Source organism: Flavobacterium granuli, from assembly GCF_900129705.1.
GTDB classification, from domain to species: Bacteria; Bacteroidota; Bacteroidia; order Flavobacteriales; family Flavobacteriaceae; genus Flavobacterium; species Flavobacterium granuli.
On the sequence record NZ_FQWO01000001.1, the window covers coordinates 711,894 to 728,648 of the forward strand.

14 protein-coding genes and 1 rRNA gene are annotated in these 16,755 nt (G+C 33.3%); 13 read left to right on the top strand and 2 right to left on the bottom strand.

The genetic code is table 11. From position 1 onward, the window contains the following. Nucleotides 1-42: 42 nt before the first annotated feature. The 13 genes from BUB25_RS03000 (at nt 43) to BUB25_RS03060 (ending at nt 14,761) form a co-directional block, all read left to right on the top strand. Nucleotides 43-747 (top strand): VIT1/CCC1 transporter family protein, encoded by a 705-nt coding sequence (locus tag BUB25_RS03000; RefSeq protein ID WP_072939598.1) that lies wholly within the window; start codon nt 43-45, stop codon nt 745-747. Between the two features lie 214 nt (nt 748-961). Further along, nucleotides 962-1,861, top strand: coding sequence for an EamA family transporter (locus BUB25_RS03005; protein WP_072939600.1), 900 nt, complete (start codon nt 962-964; stop codon nt 1,859-1,861). Between the two features lie 59 nt (nt 1,862-1,920). Continuing rightward, the gene (locus BUB25_RS03010; RefSeq protein WP_072939603.1) at nt 1,921-2,283 is read left to right on the top strand and encodes a DoxX family protein; all 363 of its coding nucleotides are present in this window, start codon (nt 1,921-1,923) and stop codon (nt 2,281-2,283) included. 131 nt (nt 2,284-2,414) lie between these two features. Beyond that, nucleotides 2,415-3,017 (top strand): alpha-ketoglutarate-dependent dioxygenase AlkB family protein, encoded by a 603-nt coding sequence (locus BUB25_RS03015; RefSeq protein WP_072939606.1) that lies wholly within the window; start codon nt 2,415-2,417, stop codon nt 3,015-3,017. A gap of 45 nt (nt 3,018-3,062) precedes the next feature. Next, entirely contained in the window at nt 3,063-3,896 is an 834-nt protein-coding gene (locus BUB25_RS03020) for a sterol desaturase family protein (protein ID WP_072939609.1), read from the top strand. 110 nt (nt 3,897-4,006) lie between these two features. After that, nucleotides 4,007-4,285: a DUF2805 domain-containing protein gene (locus BUB25_RS03025; RefSeq protein ID WP_072939612.1), complete on the top strand. Its 279-nt coding sequence runs from the start codon at nt 4,007-4,009 to the stop codon at nt 4,283-4,285. Between the two features lie 87 nt (nt 4,286-4,372). After that, nucleotides 4,373-5,320: an alpha/beta hydrolase gene (locus BUB25_RS03030; RefSeq protein ID WP_072939615.1), complete on the top strand. Its 948-nt coding sequence runs from the start codon at nt 4,373-4,375 to the stop codon at nt 5,318-5,320. Between the two features lie 51 nt (nt 5,321-5,371). Beyond that, on the top strand, nt 5,372-7,234 hold the full coding sequence (locus tag BUB25_RS03035) for a M61 family metallopeptidase (RefSeq protein ID WP_072939618.1): 1,863 nt from the start codon (nt 5,372-5,374) through the stop codon (nt 7,232-7,234). 123 nt (nt 7,235-7,357) lie between these two features. Then, nucleotides 7,358-8,068, top strand: a complete 711-nt coding sequence (locus BUB25_RS03040; protein WP_072939622.1) for a DUF4369 domain-containing protein — start codon at nt 7,358-7,360, stop codon at nt 8,066-8,068. Between the two features lie 185 nt (nt 8,069-8,253). Continuing rightward, nucleotides 8,254-12,312 (top strand): response regulator, encoded by a 4,059-nt coding sequence (locus BUB25_RS03045; protein WP_072939625.1) that lies wholly within the window; start codon nt 8,254-8,256, stop codon nt 12,310-12,312. Next, nucleotides 12,309-13,121: a CheR family methyltransferase gene (locus tag BUB25_RS03050; protein ID WP_072939628.1), complete on the top strand. Its 813-nt coding sequence runs from the start codon at nt 12,309-12,311 to the stop codon at nt 13,119-13,121. Before BUB25_RS03045 ends, BUB25_RS03050 begins: the two co-directional genes overlap by 4 nt. Before the next feature lies 1 nt (nt 13,122). Further along, entirely contained in the window at nt 13,123-13,680 is a 558-nt protein-coding gene (locus BUB25_RS03055) for a chemotaxis protein CheB (protein WP_072939649.1), read from the top strand. Then, on the top strand, nt 13,667-14,761 hold the full coding sequence (locus BUB25_RS03060) for a hybrid sensor histidine kinase/response regulator (protein WP_072939652.1): 1,095 nt from the start codon (nt 13,667-13,669) through the stop codon (nt 14,759-14,761). The genes BUB25_RS03055 and BUB25_RS03060 overlap by 14 nt, the downstream gene beginning before the upstream one ends. A gap of 70 nt (nt 14,762-14,831) precedes the next feature. Here the strand turns inward: BUB25_RS03060 and pafA are convergent, their stop codons facing one another. After that, the gene (pafA, locus tag BUB25_RS03065; protein ID WP_072939654.1) at nt 14,832-16,445 is read right to left on the bottom strand and encodes an alkaline phosphatase PafA; all 1,614 of its coding nucleotides are present in this window, start codon (nt 16,443-16,445) and stop codon (nt 14,832-14,834) included. A gap of 218 nt (nt 16,446-16,663) precedes the next feature. Then, nucleotides 16,664-16,755 (bottom strand): 5S ribosomal RNA (rrf, locus tag BUB25_RS03070); the annotation flags it as partial.

Consider the following 16,755-nt stretch of genomic DNA (forward strand, 5'->3'; position numbering starts at 1 on the left):
AAAATACTGTACTGAATTTAAAACATTTACACCAAAACAAAAATGGAAAATCAAGCAGATAATTATTTAGACAATCACTATATCCATAGAAGCAACTGGCTTAGAGCAGCCGTTCTGGGAGCCAATGATGGAATCCTTTCTACAGCCAGTTTGGCAATAGGGGTTGCGGCAGCGAGTGACAACAGAGAATTAATTGTTTTTACAACTTTGGCAGGCTTAGTTGCCGGTGCCTTATCAATGGCTGCAGGTGAATACGTTTCTGTAAGTTCTCAAACAGATATTGAAAAATCGGATATTGAAAGGGAAAAACAGGAACTAATAGAAACCCCTGAATTAGAATTACAGCGATTGGCAGAGATTTATGAGAAAAGAGGTTTGAAAAAAGAAACCGCACTAACCGTTGCAACTGAATTAACACAGCACGATGCATTAGGGGCGCACATTAGAGACGAATTAGGTCTTAATGAAATCAGTCAGGCCCAGCCCATTCAAGCCGCTTTTGCCTCAGGCGCCGCTTTTACCTTAGGCGGAGTGCTTCCGCTTTTAGTCGCTCTCTTTATGCCATTAAAAAACATGGAATATTCTCTTTATGGATTTGCTCTTTTCTTCCTAATTATTTTGGGATCATTGGCAGCAAAAACTGGCGGTTCAAGTATGACCAAAGCAATTATTAGAATTACTTTTTGGGGAACCATCGCAATGGGACTGACTGCTTTAGTTGGTTATTTATTTGGTGTAAATCTATAGCACAACATCCCCGAAATGCACTTTTATTGATTCTGCTCACAAAAAACCAAGAATAGTTTCATTCGTATATCCAAAACCTGCAAACCCTTCTTTGCAGGTTTTTTTTATTAAATTGACAAGAATAGCAATCTCGATTTACTGGATTATATAAAAAAGCAAAACAGCCAATTCAAAACTTAAAGCGCTATCTTTGCCGGAATTTTGAAATAAAAAAATGATTAAAAACAGTGTATTAAAGGGCGTTTTTTTAGTGGGTTTTGGTGCCACCAGTTATGGAATGCTGGCTACTTTTGTAAAAATGGCTTATGGCGAAGGTTTTACTACAGCCGAAGTCACCACTTCTCAATTTATATATGGAATTATAGGACTATTGTTTTTGAATCTGTTTCAAAAGATAAAAAACAAAAATACAGCTCCAAAAGCTTCAAAACAAAACATCTTCCATTTGATGCTCGCTGGAACTTCCTTAGGAATGACGAGTCTTTTCTACTATTTGGCCGTAAAATACATTCCGGTTTCTATTGGAATTGTCCTATTGATGCAAACGGTCTGGATGGGTGTTTTACTTGAAATGATCTTAGAGAAAAAAATCCCTTCGACCCAAAAAATCATTTCGGTGGTGATTGTTTTAATAGGAACCGTCTTGGCTACTAATCTAATTAACGCCACCATAGAACTGGACTGGCGAGGTATTCTTTGGGGAGTTTTGGCAGCAGCTTCTTTCACCACAACAATGTTTACCGCAAATCGTGTTGCTGTTGGGATTTCTTCGGCTCAACGCAGTTTGTATATGCTCCTTGGCGGCGCCGTGATTGTGTTTTCATTTGCCTTAGTCACACAAACCGCCGCATTTAACTTTGCTATTTTTCTCAAATGGGGAATTGTTTTAGCCCTTTTTGGAACCATAATTCCACCGATGCTCTTGAATGCCGGCTTCCCTCTTACAGGAATCGGATTAGGGAGTATTGTCTCGGCTATAGAACTCCCAGTTTCAGTGATGATGGCCTATATGCTTTTGAATGAAGAGGTAAATGGAATCCAATGGTTTGGAATTCTTTTAATTATTCTGGCAATTATAATTATGAATATCAATTTCAAAAAACAACTTAATTAACAGCTCTTCGCGTTTTATCGTTAATTTTTTATTAAATTCGTAATGAATAACTTCTCATTATGACTTTACCTTGGCATCTCTATATAATGGCTTTAGTGTACTTGCTCGCAGGAATAAACCATTTCAGATCTCCTCGTATTTATTTAAAAATCATCCCGCCTTATTTCCCCAACCCCAAATTATTGAATGTAATAAGTGGTTTGTCCGAAATTATTTTGGCAGTATTGCTGTGTATTCCTTTTTTTTCTAAATATGCTGCCTGGGGAATAATAGCCTTATTGATTGCTGTTTTTCCAACGCATGTCTATATGTACAACAATGAAAAAGCAAGAATGGGACTACCTAAATGGATCTTGTTTTTACGCATGCCTTTACAACTAGTCTTGATTTACTGGGCTTTTCAATATACTTTTTTCCAATAATTACCTTTGATATTTTTAGTTGAGCTAATGCAAAAAAATAGATAAAATTCAATAAAACTTAAAAATCTTAAATTATTTCTAAAGAGAAAAACAAAATCTAGTCCCTTCATTTTTCTCTTTATTTTTGTACCATGAAATCACTTTTTCAATTAGATCCTATTCCGCTCCATCTGCCAGATGCAGAAATCATATATTATCCCGCTTTTTTCAACAAAAAAGAAGCCGATGAAATTTATGAGGAATTGATGAATTGCATTCCTTGGCAACAGGACGAAATCACCGTTTATGGCAAGAAACATTTACAACCCAGATTGACTGCTTTGTATGGAAATGAGGGAAAGACCTATTCCTATTCTAATATAAAAATGGAACCGCATCCTTGGAATTTACTTTTGCAAAAAATAAAATTAAGAGTTGAAAGCACAACCGGTACCAAATTTACGACCGTCTTGCTCAATCAATACCGCGATGGAAAAGATAGCAACGGCTGGCATGCAGACAATGAAAAAGAATTAGGAATAAACCCATCGATTGCTTCTTTGAGTTTTGGAGCTGAACGAAATTTTCAACTCAAACACAATTCCAACAAAGAACTCAGGAAAAGTATGACTCTGGAACATGGCAGCCTATTGTTGATGAAAGGCAGTACGCAACATTTCTGGAAACATCAAATTCCCAAAACAGCAAAACCTATTGGCCCCAGAATAAATTTGACTTTCCGGCTTATCAAATAATTTTCAACCTGAAAAATCATTAAATTTGAAACAAACACTTGCCTTATGACTGAAATCATCTCCTATTTTTCTAGCATTCCATCATCGCATCGAAGTTTGATTTTAGTGGGTGGCATTACTCTTTTTTGGCTAATTGAAAATGCCTTTCCTCTTTTTAACTTCAATTATAAAAAATGGCATCATGCGGGAATCAATATTTTCCTCACCTTGACAACTATAGTAATTAATTTTCTTTTGGCTTTTATTTTATTGCAAACGGCCAATTGGACTATTACGAATCAATTTGGCATTCTGCAATGGCTTCCGCAAATGCCTTTATGGCTTTACACCTTAGTTGGTTTACTTCTGCTGGACCTGATTGGCGCCTACCTCGTTCATCTTATCGAACATAAAACAAAAATATTATGGCGTTTTCATTTGATTCATCACACTGACACTTGGATTGACACCACTTCGGCCAACAGGCATCATCCCGGAGAAAGTGTCATCCGGTTTGCATTTACAACCTTAGGCGTTTTAATTGTAGGCAGTCCCATGTGGATGGTTTTCTTATACCAAACCCTTTCGGTCATTGCAAGTCAGTTCAATCATGCCAATATTTCTATACCTGAAAAATGGGATACCGTCTTGAGTTATTTTATCGTTTCCCCAAATATGCATAAAGTACACCATCATTATAAACTTCCTTATACCGACAGTAATTATGGAAATATTTTCTCTATTTGGGACCGCCTTTTCGGAACTTTTATGGCGCTACCAAAAGAAAAAATTATTTATGGAGTAGACACACACATGAAGATCGAAGAGCACAACCAATTAAAAAATTTATTAAAAATACCGTTTCAAAAACGGTACGATAAAAAAATTATTAAACTCTAAAAAAAAATCCTTTTTTGACAAGAAGTAATTATTTTTTTTATTAATATTGGTATCTAATTTAGGATCAATTATATTAATCATTTAAAACTATTAGAATTAATTTTCACGTGATGAAAAAGAGTAACCGCAAAGAATTAAACTGGGAACAAACAGAAAAACTTGTTACATTGGCCTTAGAGGAAAAAAATCCTTTTGAAATCATTAAAAAGGAATTTGGCTTGGTCGAGAAAGAGGTTCTTGAGATTATGAAAAAGAAGATGCCGGCAGAAAAATTTGAAATGTGGAAAAAGAAAGCTGCAGCAAATAAACCGAAACCAAAACCAGTTAAAATTGATGATTTTGACGAAGATTTGGATGGAAAATATTACATAAAAAACAAATTAGACTAAAAAATGAAACTCCCGCTTAAGGGAGTTTTTTTATGCAAAAACTGTAACATTCTCATCCTTAGAAGGACTTATAACTAAAACCAAATAATGAAAAAACCAATATTATTACTCTTAATTTTACTTTCAACAATTTGTTTTTCACAGGAAAACAAAGATCTTATTTCTTTTAACAAAAAGGAAATAACGATCAATCCACTACTACAAGGGGCTTTGTATTCCCCTTTAAAGGAAAATAAAAAAACAAATCTTGTCATTCTAATTGCGGGTTCCGGACCCACGGACAGAGATGGGAATCAAAAAGGAATGACTAACAATTCTTTGAAATATTTAGCAGAAGATTTGGCAAAAAACGATATTGCCACTTTCAGCTATGACAAAAGAATTATTGCTCAAATGGCTGCCGGAACCATGGATGAAAAGACGCTTCTTTTTGATGATTTTATAAAAGATTCTAAGGACATATTGACCTTCTTTAAAAACCAAAAGAAATACAACAAAATTATCATTGCCGGCCATAGCGAAGGGGCATTAATAGGAATGATTACCGCAAACGGGAATGCCGATGCCTACATTTCATTGGCTGGAGCCGGCCGAACAATTGATGCAATTATAGTGGAACAAATAGAAAAAAAGGCTCCTTTTCTAAAAGAAGAGGTTCAAAAAAATCTCGAAACGCTAAAAACCGGAAAAACATTCGAATTAAAAAATCAAATGTTAGCTTCACTTTTCAGAGAAAGCGTTCAACCTTATATGATCTCTTGGATAAAATACAATCCACAAAACGAAATAAAGAAACTACAAATTCCTGTGCTCATCCTTAACGGAACTAAGGATTTGCAAGTGACAGTTTCCGAAGCTGAATTATTAAAAAAAGCCAAACCCGAAGCGAAACTTGCTATTATTGAAGACATGAATCATATTTTTAAAGAAATTAAGGGAGATAATTCCGAAAATATGAAATCCTACACTGATCCAAATTTGCCCGTAACCGTAAAATTGGTCACTACTATTACTCTTTTTATTAAATCATTATAAATTGTAACATTTAAAAATTTAAAAGACTTATAGCTAAAATAAAAACACATAATGAAAAAAATACTTTTTGCTTTTGCTTTTACAACTGTTCTCTGGAGTTGTAAAACGGCTTCAACATCAGCTGTTACAAAAAAAGAAGAACTGGTTCAGGTTAACATTAATCTGAATGAAATAAATGATGACAAAGTTCTGGTTACAGTCAATCCTCCATCTATTTTGACTGATGAAATTAGCTATCATATCCCTAAAACAGTTCCCGGAACCTATTCAGAGGACAATTACGGAAGATATATTGATGATTTAAAAGCCTACGACAAAAAAGGAAATCTACTCAATGTAAAAAAAACAGATAGCAATTCCTGGTCTATTGCCAATGCCAAAACTTTGGACAAAATCACTTACTTAGTCAATGATTCTTTTGATACCGAAACTGGGAAAAAATTTGGTGGTGATGAAATCTTTTCACCTGCAGGTTCTAATATTGATGCCGGCAAGAATATCATGTTAAACACCCATTGTTTTGTAGGTTATTTTACAAATCAAATGGCTACACCTTATCAAGTCACTGTTTCGCATCCGGCAACACTTTGGGGCGCTACTTCGATGACAGATTTGGATCCAAGCGATACAGCTGATAAATTTATAACGGCTCGCTATGCTGAATTAGTCGAAAACCCGGTTATGTATTCTAAACCGGATTACACCACTTTTACAGTTGATGGAATGGAAATACAAATTGCAGTTTATTCCCCATCTGGCAAATACACTGCTGAAAGTATCACTCCTGAAATGAAAACAATGATGACGGCTCAAAAGACTTTTTTAGGCAAAATAAACGCCACTAAAAAGTATACCGTTTTACTCTATCTGTCCACGATGCAAGAGAATGATGCCAAAGGTTTTGGCGCCTTAGAACATCCTACTGCAACTACGGTAGTTATGCCGGAATTGATACCAAAAGAAGAATTGGTAAAATCGATGATGGATGTGGTTTCTCATGAATTTTTTCACATCTTAACACCTTTGACAATTCACTCCAAAGAGATTCAAAATTTTGATTATAATGACCCAAAAATGTCTGAGCATTTATGGATGTATGAAGGAGTTACGGAATATTTTGCCAATCTTTTTCAAATCAACCAAGGTCTAATTACCGAAGACGATTTTATTAATCGTATCGCTGATAAGATCACTCATGCTGCTGCTATGAATGACACTATGCCTTTCACAACCATGAGCGCCAATGTATTGAAACAACCTTACAAAGACCAATACTTAAACGTCTATGAAAAAGGAGCACTTATCGGAATGTGTATAGACATCATCATTAGAGAAAAAAGCAATGGGGAGAGAGGAATCCTCGATTTGATGCAAAAATTATCCGCAGAATATGGTGTTTCAAAACCTTTTGATGACGCAGAACTTTTTGCAAAAATCACTTCATTGACCTATCCTGAAGTAGGCGATTTTTTGAAAACCCATGTGGCTGGTACAACTCCTATTCCTTACGCTACTTATTTAGCCAAAGTGGGATTAACAAAAACAACCGAAAAAGTAGCTACTAATGTTTTCTTAAAAGGTCAATCTCCATACATAACCGTAAACCCGCAAAACAAAGAAATCCTTGTTATTCCTGAAATCGAACTAAACGATTTTTATAGCAGTTTAGGTCTCAAAGGAAATGACATTTTGATGTCTATAAATGACAAGGCCTATTCACTTGACAATATTTATGATATGATTTCGGCTAGCCAAAGCTGGAAAGAAAATGACTCTATCAGCATAAAAATAAAACGCGACGGTAAGGAGCAGCTTATCAAAGGAAAAGTAAAACTCCCTTATGAAGAAAAAGCAAGTTTTAAATCGACTGACAGCTCTAAAAACCAACTAAAAGAAGCTTGGCTTAAAGCCTAAATTTTAAAAAAAAATCAAAAAAATTCCAATTTAGAAATAGATTGGGATTTTTTTATGAATTTTTAATCAGCACTAAAATCATTCCAACAATTTTCTTTATTTTGCGCCAAAATATAAACACCAATGAAAAAATCAATTCTTGCATTAGTTACACTGATTTTAGTATCATCATGTAACAAAAATGAACCAAAAAACAATTTACATCTTACCGGAAATATCAAAGGATTAAAAAAAGGAACTTTATACATCCAAAGAGTCCAAGACACTACTCTTGTTGCTATTGATTCGATTATTATCGATGGCAATTCTACCTTTGAAAGAAACATTGCATTAGAGTCTCCTGAAATGTTATACTTATACCTAGACCGAGGCATGACTAATTCATTAGACAATAATATATCCTTTTTTGCTGAACCGGGAAATATAAACATCGAAACCAATCTGGATTCTTACATTGCTGGAGCTAAAATATCGGGTTCAAAAAATCAAGAATTGTTTGAAGAATACCGAAAAATAAACTCCCGCTTTCAAGACGAAAGCCTAAATTTGATCGAAGCAAAATTCAAAGCGATAAAAAGTAATAACGCTAAGGCAGTAGATAGTTTGACCGCAAAACAAGAATCTAACCTAAAACGAAAGTATTTATTTGCAACTAACTTTGCGATCAACAATAAAGAATATGAAGTAGCGCCTTATATTGCTTTATCAGAAATTTACGATATTAACATCAAATATTTGGATACCATTCACAAATCAATGACTCCAAAAGTAGCAGAATCACTCTACGGAAAAAAACTAACTGACTACATAAAGTCAATCAAAAATCAAAAATAGAATCCTATTTTTTAAAAAAATTAAAAGCCATCCTATTGTTAAAACAGGATGGCTTTTTTTGAATAAAACCGGTACCGTTTAAACCGCAACAGGCATAATCCTAGACCTTAAAAAAGCGTATAAAAAACACTCTAATTTATTTAAAATTATTTCGCTATTTTTACCCACCAAAGCCCCAAAAACCTATGTGGAAAAACCTATCTATTAAAACACAGTTAATCTTAATTCTTTTGATTCCCGTTTCGGGATTAGTGTATCTAACCTTTACTAACAGTCAAAATTCCTACAACAAATACACTAAAATTGATCATAGTTTACAAAACATAAACAACATTGCTAATTTCTCTAAAGTAATTAATTTAATAAGTGATGAAAGAGGCCTCCACCTACTTTCTACATTTGATTCAAGCAGAAAAGGAGAATATGATAATAAAGTTAAGGAAACAAACGAATGGTTTTTGAATTTTAAGACATCCGATTCGGCAATAATAAAAAATCTAACTATTGCCAAAGCTCTTTTAAAAAAGGTACGATCTGATGCTGAAAAGAATCAAATTTCTCCTGAAAAAATATTCAATCAATATGTCTCTATCAATTTCTTTTTCAACAACATAATTGAAAGCCAAATTATAGATTGTCAAATTCCTGAATTTACGAAACTGGCTAATAATTTCAATTGTTATAACGATTTAGAAAATGCAACTACACTAATCAGGGGAATCATTCTTAATAAAGTAACCAATAAAACAACTAGTACGGTATTAGAAGCTCTATATCAAGAAGCAATGATAATCAATAATAGTATCCAATTTAGATTGACTAATTTCGATAAAAATGGAATAAACAATGGAATTATTGAATATAAAAAATCAGATGAATTTAAATCTTTTTTGGCCAATTCAGAATCAGTCATCAATAATAATCAAAATAATATAACTACCGAAAAATGGTGGAATACATCCGCTCTTATAGTTTCTAAAATCAGCAAATTAGAAAAAGACAATCTCAATTATATCATTGATTATGCCGCCCAAAAAAAGCGAGAAGCTTTCACTTCAGTCGCTTTAACAATCACATTATTGATTGTATTATTGCTAACTAATTTTCTTTTATTTTTCAAACTAATAAACAATACTTCAAGTACCCTTAAAAACGTTTCTAGTTCGATAAGGAGAATTGCATTGGGCAAAATTGACTTTAAGCACAACCTTTCCGGCAATGCCGAATTCTATTCCATCAACAATTCCTTGAAAGACTTAATTAAGGCAATAAAAGAACAAATTGATTTGTCTGCCAAAATCAGTTCGGGAAATTATGGCGACACCATTGAACTAAGAAGTACATCAGACACGCTAAACGACTCTTTGAACAACATGTCTTTAGAGCTCAAAAAATTCAATGATGAATCCAATAAAAATAGTTTATTAGAGAAAAATATCATTCAAGTAAACAAGTCAATAATTGATTCTAAAGATTTAACTGAATTTGGAAGTAATTTGTGCAGCATCCTGATTAATCAAACTAACGGTTGTCAAGCCGTGTTTTATATAACGGACTATATTGATCACAAAGACGATTTAATCAAAATAGGAAGTTATGCCGAGAATCAGGATACTCCAAAAACAATACAAATTGGAGAAGGTTTAGTAGGTGAGGTTTTCAAAAGCAACCAACAAAAATGTTTGAATAATTTACAAAGCGGCTACTCATCTATCACTTCCTCTCTTGGAAAATCACCTGTATACAATGTTTTAATAACACCTGTATCGTTTAAAAATTCTGTGATTGGCGTAATCGAAATCGGATCATTCGAAAACTTTAATGATACCGATAAAAAATTATTAAATATCTTGGCCGATTCTGTAGGAAGTGCCATAGAAGTATTCATCAGAAATGAAGAATTGAGACTTTCGGTTGCTGAAATTAATCGAAAAAACAATATTCTACAAGTTCAGGAAGAAGAACTCAGACAGAACAATGAAGAACTCAACAAACAAACCTTGTTGTTGCAACAATCGGAGGAAGAGCTAAAAAACCAAGCCGCCGAATTAGAGCAAACAAATGCTTATCTAGAAGAAAAAGGAAGAGAACTGGAGAATAAAAACTACGAAATAGAAATTAAAAATAGTGACTTAACAATCGCTCAGGAAGAACTCAATATCAAATCAGAAGAAATTGCACAAGCAAGTAAATACAAATCTGAATTTCTGGCTAATATGTCCCATGAGTTGAGAACTCCTTTGAACAGTATCCTTATCCTTTCGGACCTGTTGAAAGAAAATGTGAACGGAAATCTATCCAATTCTCAAATCGACAATTTATCTGTGATTAACTCCTCGGGGAAAGATTTATTGAATTTGATTACTGATATCTTAGACATTTCTAAAATAGAATCCGGTAAAGTAGAAGTATATCCTGAAGAGACCGTTATTGAGCGAATCTTCTCCGATATGGACAGTTTATTTAGAGCCCAGATGGAAAAAAAGGAGATTAATTTCAAAACCATTATTAAGAATGATTGTCCAAGAACTATCAATACTGATGTTGGAAAGATTGAACAAATCCTCAAAAATTTCTTATCTAATGCGCTCAAATTCACTCCAAATAAAGGAGAAGTAAGCCTAACCTTTGATTCCGGAATAGAGAAACAGGAATACCTAACACCATCATTGGCATTACTACCTGCAAATGAAATTCTGTCCATTCATATTAAAGACAACGGAATTGGAATCTCAGAAGAAAACAAGAAAAAACTATTCCAAACCTTTCAGCAAGCCGACAGTTCAACCAGCCGAAAATACGGTGGCACAGGTTTAGGCTTATTCATATCCAAAGAATTGGCAATTTTGCTAGGAGGAGAAGTTTCCTTTAAAAGTAAATTAAACAACGGCAGCACCTTCAGTGTTTTTGTCCCAATCACTTATAAAAACACCAATTCAAATCCAACTGAAGCGAAGGAAAACAACATCCAAGAAGAGGTATCGATAGAAACTGAATATCCAAATCCGGAAAAAGAATTTGTTGATTTGGCCGCAAATATTAAAGATGACAGAAACAAAGCTGACATTGATGACAAAACCATTCTGATTATAGAAGACGATACTTCATTTGCCGAAGTTTTGCTCCAAGTGGCACATGATAACGGATTTAAAGCAATTATAGCGCATCAAGGCGAAACCGGATTTCAATATGCCAAAAAATACAGCCCTAAAGCTATAATTCTCGATATGAAATTACCTGGAATAGATGGATGGACGGTATTGAAATGGCTAAAAGAAGATCCTGAATTACAACACATTCCTGTTCATGTTATGTCAGGAATGAAAAGAGAGAAACTGGCAAAAGAAATGGGCGCCTTTGACTTCTTAGTGAAACCAATTACGTCACAAAAATTAAAGAATGCTTTTCAATCAATAGAAAATCAGATCAACAAGGTATACAAAAAAGTACTCATTGTAGAGGATGACGTAAAACTCAATTATTCCATAAAAGAGTTAGTACATTCCAGTGATAAAAACGTAATTTGTATGCAAGCCCATTCGCGTTTAGAAGCGGAAAACATTTTAAAAAATGACGAAATAGACTGTGCAATAATTGATTTGAGCTTACCTGATTCGAATAATATCAAAGCCGTTTCGGAATTAAAAAAAATATCTAAAAATCCAAACATCAAAATCATTGTCAATACCGGAAAAAACCTTTCTGATGAAGACCAACTTGAACTTGAAAAAAATGCAGACAGCATTGTCATCAAAACAAATGATGTTACGGAGAGATTAAAAGACGAACTTTTACTTTTTATCAATAAAATTGAATCCACAGAAGAAAGAGAATATAAAAATGCTCCTAATCTATCCGGTGGCGAGATTCTAAAGAATAAAAACATCTTAATTGTAGATGATGACATTAGAAACATCTATGCTTTATCGGCTGCATTGACGAGCAAAGGAGCCGTAATACTAACTGCCTTTAACGGAATCGAAGCCTTGAAAGTTTTAGATGACAATTCAAATATTGACATTGTACTGATGGACATCATGATGCCGGAAATGGATGGATTTGAAGCTACCCGAAAAATTAGAGAAAACATCAAATGGAGAGATTTACCTATCATTGCCCTAACGGCTAAAGCGATGAAAGGAGATCGCGATGAAATCTTAAAAGCAGGAGCTTCTGATTATCAGTCTAAACCAATAGACATACAAAAGCTTATTTCATTAATTAGCATCTGGATATACAAATGATAGATTTTAATGACCTAGATGAATTGCTTTTTACGATACAAAAACAATTCGATTACGATTTTTCCGAGTATTCTAAAGCTTCAATGCTACGACGAATTAACCGTTTTATGGAGATTAATTCCATGACAACGGCGGTCGATTTACAATTTGAATTAATCAATAACCCGAAAATTTTCAAGGAATTTATAAATGAAATTGTGGTCAATGTCAGTGAGTTTTTTAGAGACCCCAGTTTCTATCAGTCGCTAACTAAAAATATTTTTCCCTATCTGGACAGTTATCCAAAAATAAACATTTGGAGCGCAGGATGTTCATTTGGAGAAGAAACCTATTCTTTAGCCATATTGCTAAAAGAAACGGGGATGTATGACAAAACAAGATTGTATGCAACTGATATCAGTTCTAATGCGATAGAAAAATCAAAAAAAGGAATTTATCCCAATATCAATTTTAAGGATTATTCCAAAAATTATTTTGAATGTGGCGGACAAGCTTCCCTTAATAATTATTTTATTTCGGACGAAAAAAACTCAATAATCAATTCTGATTTCAAAAAAAACATCTTGTTTTCAAATCATAATTTGGTTACTGACGGAGTTTTTAAAGAATGCCAATTAATCCTTTGCAGAAACGTACTCATTTATTTTAATGATGAATTGCAAAATAAGGTTTTAAAATTATTTTACGACAGCTTACCTATTCATGGATTCTTAGCTTTGGGAAAGAAAGAATCGCTACGATTTAGCAGTGTCTATGAAAATTTTAAGGAAATTGATCGAAATGAAAAAATATACCAAAAAATAAAATAATATGAATATGATAATCATTGGTGGATCAGCAGGTTCCTTTAATACAATACTATCTATTCTAAATGGACTGGACAAAAATTTTTCGGTCCCAATTGTAATTGTTTTACATCGATTAAAAAACTACGAATCTTCATTTGAGGACATTTTGAGACACCATACACATTATATTGTAAAAGAAGTAGAAGACAAAGAAATTATAAAAAACGGAATCGTATACACAGCTCCATCAAACTATCATCTATTATTAGAAGAAAACAACACATTTTCATTAGACGTTTCAGAGCTTGTCAATTATAGCAGACCCTCAATAGATGTAACCTTTGAATCTGCTTCCGCCATATTAAAAGAAAAATGTTGTGGAATATTATTGTCCGGAGCAAATAACGATGGCGCCAAAGGCCTAAAACGAATTGCAGAAAATAATGGGACGACAATTATTCAAGATTGCCAAGAAGCAGAATATAAAAATATGCCAAATGCGGCCAAATTAATATACAAATACCATCAAGAATTAAATACCAAAAATATCATAAATAAATTGAATAATGAATACTGCTAAAACGCATACCCTGTTATTGATTGATGACAAACCTGCCAATTTAATCGCTTTAAAAAGCATGCTTGAGCATCCCAATAGAGAAATAATATGCTGTCAATCTGCCAATGAAGGATTGCAAATACTGTTGAAAGAAAAAATCTCACTCATTTTAGTAGATGTGCAAATGCCTGAAATGGATGGTTATGAGTTTGTTGAAATAATAAAACAGCATCCTGATACGGCCAACATACCTACTATTTTTGTCACAGCAATAAGCGATGAACCTAAATATATTAACAAGGCTTATGATCTGGGGGCCATCGATTTTCTTTTTAAACCCCTAATTACAGAAGTTACAAGAAAAAAAGTGGACTCCTTTTTAAAAATATGGGATTATGATCAACAATTAAAATCATTGAATGAGAAGCTTCAGGTAAAAAACAGCGAGTTAGAACAATTTGCAAATATTATTGCTCATGATTTGAAAACACCATTAAACAATATAAAGTCTCTAATTGATTTTATAGAAGAAGAACATGTGCTAGACCTTAAAGAAGAAGCTACCGGACTGTTTGAAATGGTGAAGACCTCTGCTATGGATATGTCTAAATTAATCGATGATTTATTACATTATTCTAAGAATGTAGAAAACAACGAAGGCAAAGAAAGTATTCATATCTTAACCGAAATTAACGGAATCATCAAACTTATCGATACCGATAATAATATTAAGATTAATAAAGAGAATTTAAATCATAATATTTTATTCCAGCCTGTAGCATTTAAACAAATAATTCAAAATTTATTATCAAATGCTATCAAATATAACGACAAAGATGTTACAGAAATAAACATCCTATACTCCGAACTTGATAAAAAAATATCCATTAGTGATAATGGCCCAGGAATACCGGAAAATCAACATGAAAAGGTTTTTGATATGTTTTACACCCTTGGCAAAACATCCAGAGGAGATTCAGGTACTGGTATAGGTTTAAATTTGGTAAAAAAATTAGCAGAAAGAAACGATGTTACTGTTCATTTCAACAACAATTACACCGAAGGAACCGAAGTAATCATTTCAAACTTAATTACTTCATAAAAATAGTAACAAACCTAATAGTATTAAAAAAGGCTGTATTAATAAAAATACAGCCTTTTTTAATTATAAGTTAATCTTTCAAAACTTCTTCTAAAACATTAGCCTCTGTTCCATTAGGAAATGGAATTTTTAACTTTTGAGCTAATGTTGGTGCAATTTCTGTGATATTTTTTTTATCATAGGATTCGCCTTTTTTAACATGCCAACCATAAAAGATAGCCGGTACATGTGTATCATAGCTGTACGGAGTTCCATGAGAAGTTCCTTTTCCTTGATACTCAATATAACCTGGTTTATCTAAAATAACAAGGTCTCCATTCTGGGTAACATCATATCCTTTGACAATAAAATTCAAAAAATAATCATTTCCAGAAGCATTCAAAATTTCTTCCTCAGTATACACTCTTTTGACATAATCCTGAGACATTAAGTAAGTTTTAAAAGAAGCTTTAACAACATCCAAATCTAGATTCTTATTCTTAATCGTCTCTTTATTAAAAAACAAATTGAAACTAGAATAATTCAAAATTAGATCAGCTCCAAAAGTTTTCATAGAGAAATCTTTAAGATTTGTTCTAATATCTTTTGGACTCACACTTCTTACGTTATACTTATTATCTCTTAAAAAATTAACATTTTCAGCACCTGCATGATCTGCAGTCAAGAAAAGCAAATAATTATCCTTACCTACTTTCTTATCTAGATAAACTAAAAAATCAGCTATAGTTTGATCCAATCTTAAATAAGTATCCTGTAATTCCATTGAACGTGGTCCTAGCAAATGTCCTACATAATCAGTAGAGGAAAAACTAACCGCTAAAAAATCAGTAGCATCATCTTTACCTAATTCTTCCATTTCGATTGTTCTCATGGCAAATTCAGCTACAAGATCATTCCCAAAAGGGGTTGACCTTAATACGCCTGCATCATTTTTTTCATACATCTCTTTCAAGTTATATGGAAAAACTGGAGCTGGACTATTATACAATAATCCTTCATACGGATTGTCATCTACTAAACTCTCATTGTAAGTAGTCTTAGGTTTATACAAATCCCAGCCTTTATTAATATAGGCCATATATCTTTTCTCATCATTAAATTTGGTTACCCAATCCGGTAATTTTTCTCCGTAGAAAGTACTCGAAACAAAAGCACCAGTTTTGCTATACCAAAACGCCCAGTTTGCAAAATGTCCTGCCGGCAATATCGCACCGCGATCTTTAATGCTCAATCCTATGACCTTACCTTTAAAATTGGTAGCCATACGCAATTCATCCGTAATTGTAGTACTTTGCAAATTTTTAGGTGACATCTCCCCTTCTTCTTTAGTTCCATTCCCAATGGTACTCACTGAAGCATCATCTGTACAATACATTTCTTTACCCAAAGTTCTACTGAACCATTCGTTCCCAACAATACCATGAACTGATGGAGTTGCGCCAGTATAAATAGAAGCATGCCCAGGAGCAGTATAAGTAGGCATATAATTATAATGCATATTTTGAAAGGTATATCCATTATTCATTAACCTTTTAAAACCATTCGCAGAAAAATCATCTGAAAAACGATACAAATACTCTGTCTTCATTTGATCTACAACAATTCCAATCACTAATTTAGGACGCTGTTGGGCATAAACATTTACAATCCCTAAAAATGCAAAAAATAAAATCAATTTTCTCATAATATACTTTATATAGCTTGTAAAAATACAAATTAAACTTTTAAAATAGTTCATTAGAAACCTAAGAATTACCATATGTTAATCACCATTTAACATACTGAAATACTATAAAATCATTAAATTTTAGTCCAAAAGAAATCCTATTCATTTTTAATGAATAGGATTTAGGATTTGCTTTAAATAAAAAACCCTGTTTCGTTAGAAACAGGGTTTTCAAAGAAAGGCGACGACATACTCTCCCACATAACTGCAGTACCATCTGCGCAGGCGGGCTTAACTACTCTGTTCGGGATGGGAAGAGGTGAGCCCC

What these genes read in the sequence shown, in the direction of transcription:
- BUB25_RS03030 (WP_072939615.1), top strand. Translation starts at nt 4,373, where the DNA reads ATGAAAAAACCAATATTATTACTCTTAATTTTACTTTCAACAATTTGT.
- BUB25_RS03050 (WP_072939628.1), top strand. Translation starts at nt 12,309, where the DNA reads ATGATAGATTTTAATGACCTAGATGAATTGCTTTTTACGATACAAAAA.
- BUB25_RS03035 (WP_072939618.1), top strand. Translation starts at nt 5,372, where the DNA reads ATGAAAAAAATACTTTTTGCTTTTGCTTTTACAACTGTTCTCTGGAGT.
- BUB25_RS03025 (WP_072939612.1), top strand. Translation starts at nt 4,007, where the DNA reads ATGAAAAAGAGTAACCGCAAAGAATTAAACTGGGAACAAACAGAAAAA.
- pafA (WP_072939654.1), bottom strand. Translation starts at nt 16,445, where the DNA reads ATGAGAAAATTGATTTTATTTTTTGCATTTTTAGGGATTGTAAATGTT.
- BUB25_RS03015 (WP_072939606.1), top strand. Translation starts at nt 2,415, where the DNA reads ATGAAATCACTTTTTCAATTAGATCCTATTCCGCTCCATCTGCCAGAT.
- BUB25_RS03010 (WP_072939603.1), top strand. Translation starts at nt 1,921, where the DNA reads ATGACTTTACCTTGGCATCTCTATATAATGGCTTTAGTGTACTTGCTC.
- BUB25_RS03040 (WP_072939622.1), top strand. Translation starts at nt 7,358, where the DNA reads ATGAAAAAATCAATTCTTGCATTAGTTACACTGATTTTAGTATCATCA.
- BUB25_RS03045 (WP_072939625.1), top strand. Translation starts at nt 8,254, where the DNA reads ATGTGGAAAAACCTATCTATTAAAACACAGTTAATCTTAATTCTTTTG.
- BUB25_RS03020 (WP_072939609.1), top strand. Translation starts at nt 3,063, where the DNA reads ATGACTGAAATCATCTCCTATTTTTCTAGCATTCCATCATCGCATCGA.
- BUB25_RS03060 (WP_072939652.1), top strand. Translation starts at nt 13,667, where the DNA reads ATGAATACTGCTAAAACGCATACCCTGTTATTGATTGATGACAAACCT.
- BUB25_RS03005 (WP_072939600.1), top strand. Translation starts at nt 962, where the DNA reads ATGATTAAAAACAGTGTATTAAAGGGCGTTTTTTTAGTGGGTTTTGGT.
- BUB25_RS03055 (WP_072939649.1), top strand. Translation starts at nt 13,123, where the DNA reads ATGAATATGATAATCATTGGTGGATCAGCAGGTTCCTTTAATACAATA.
- BUB25_RS03000 (WP_072939598.1), top strand. Translation starts at nt 43, where the DNA reads ATGGAAAATCAAGCAGATAATTATTTAGACAATCACTATATCCATAGA.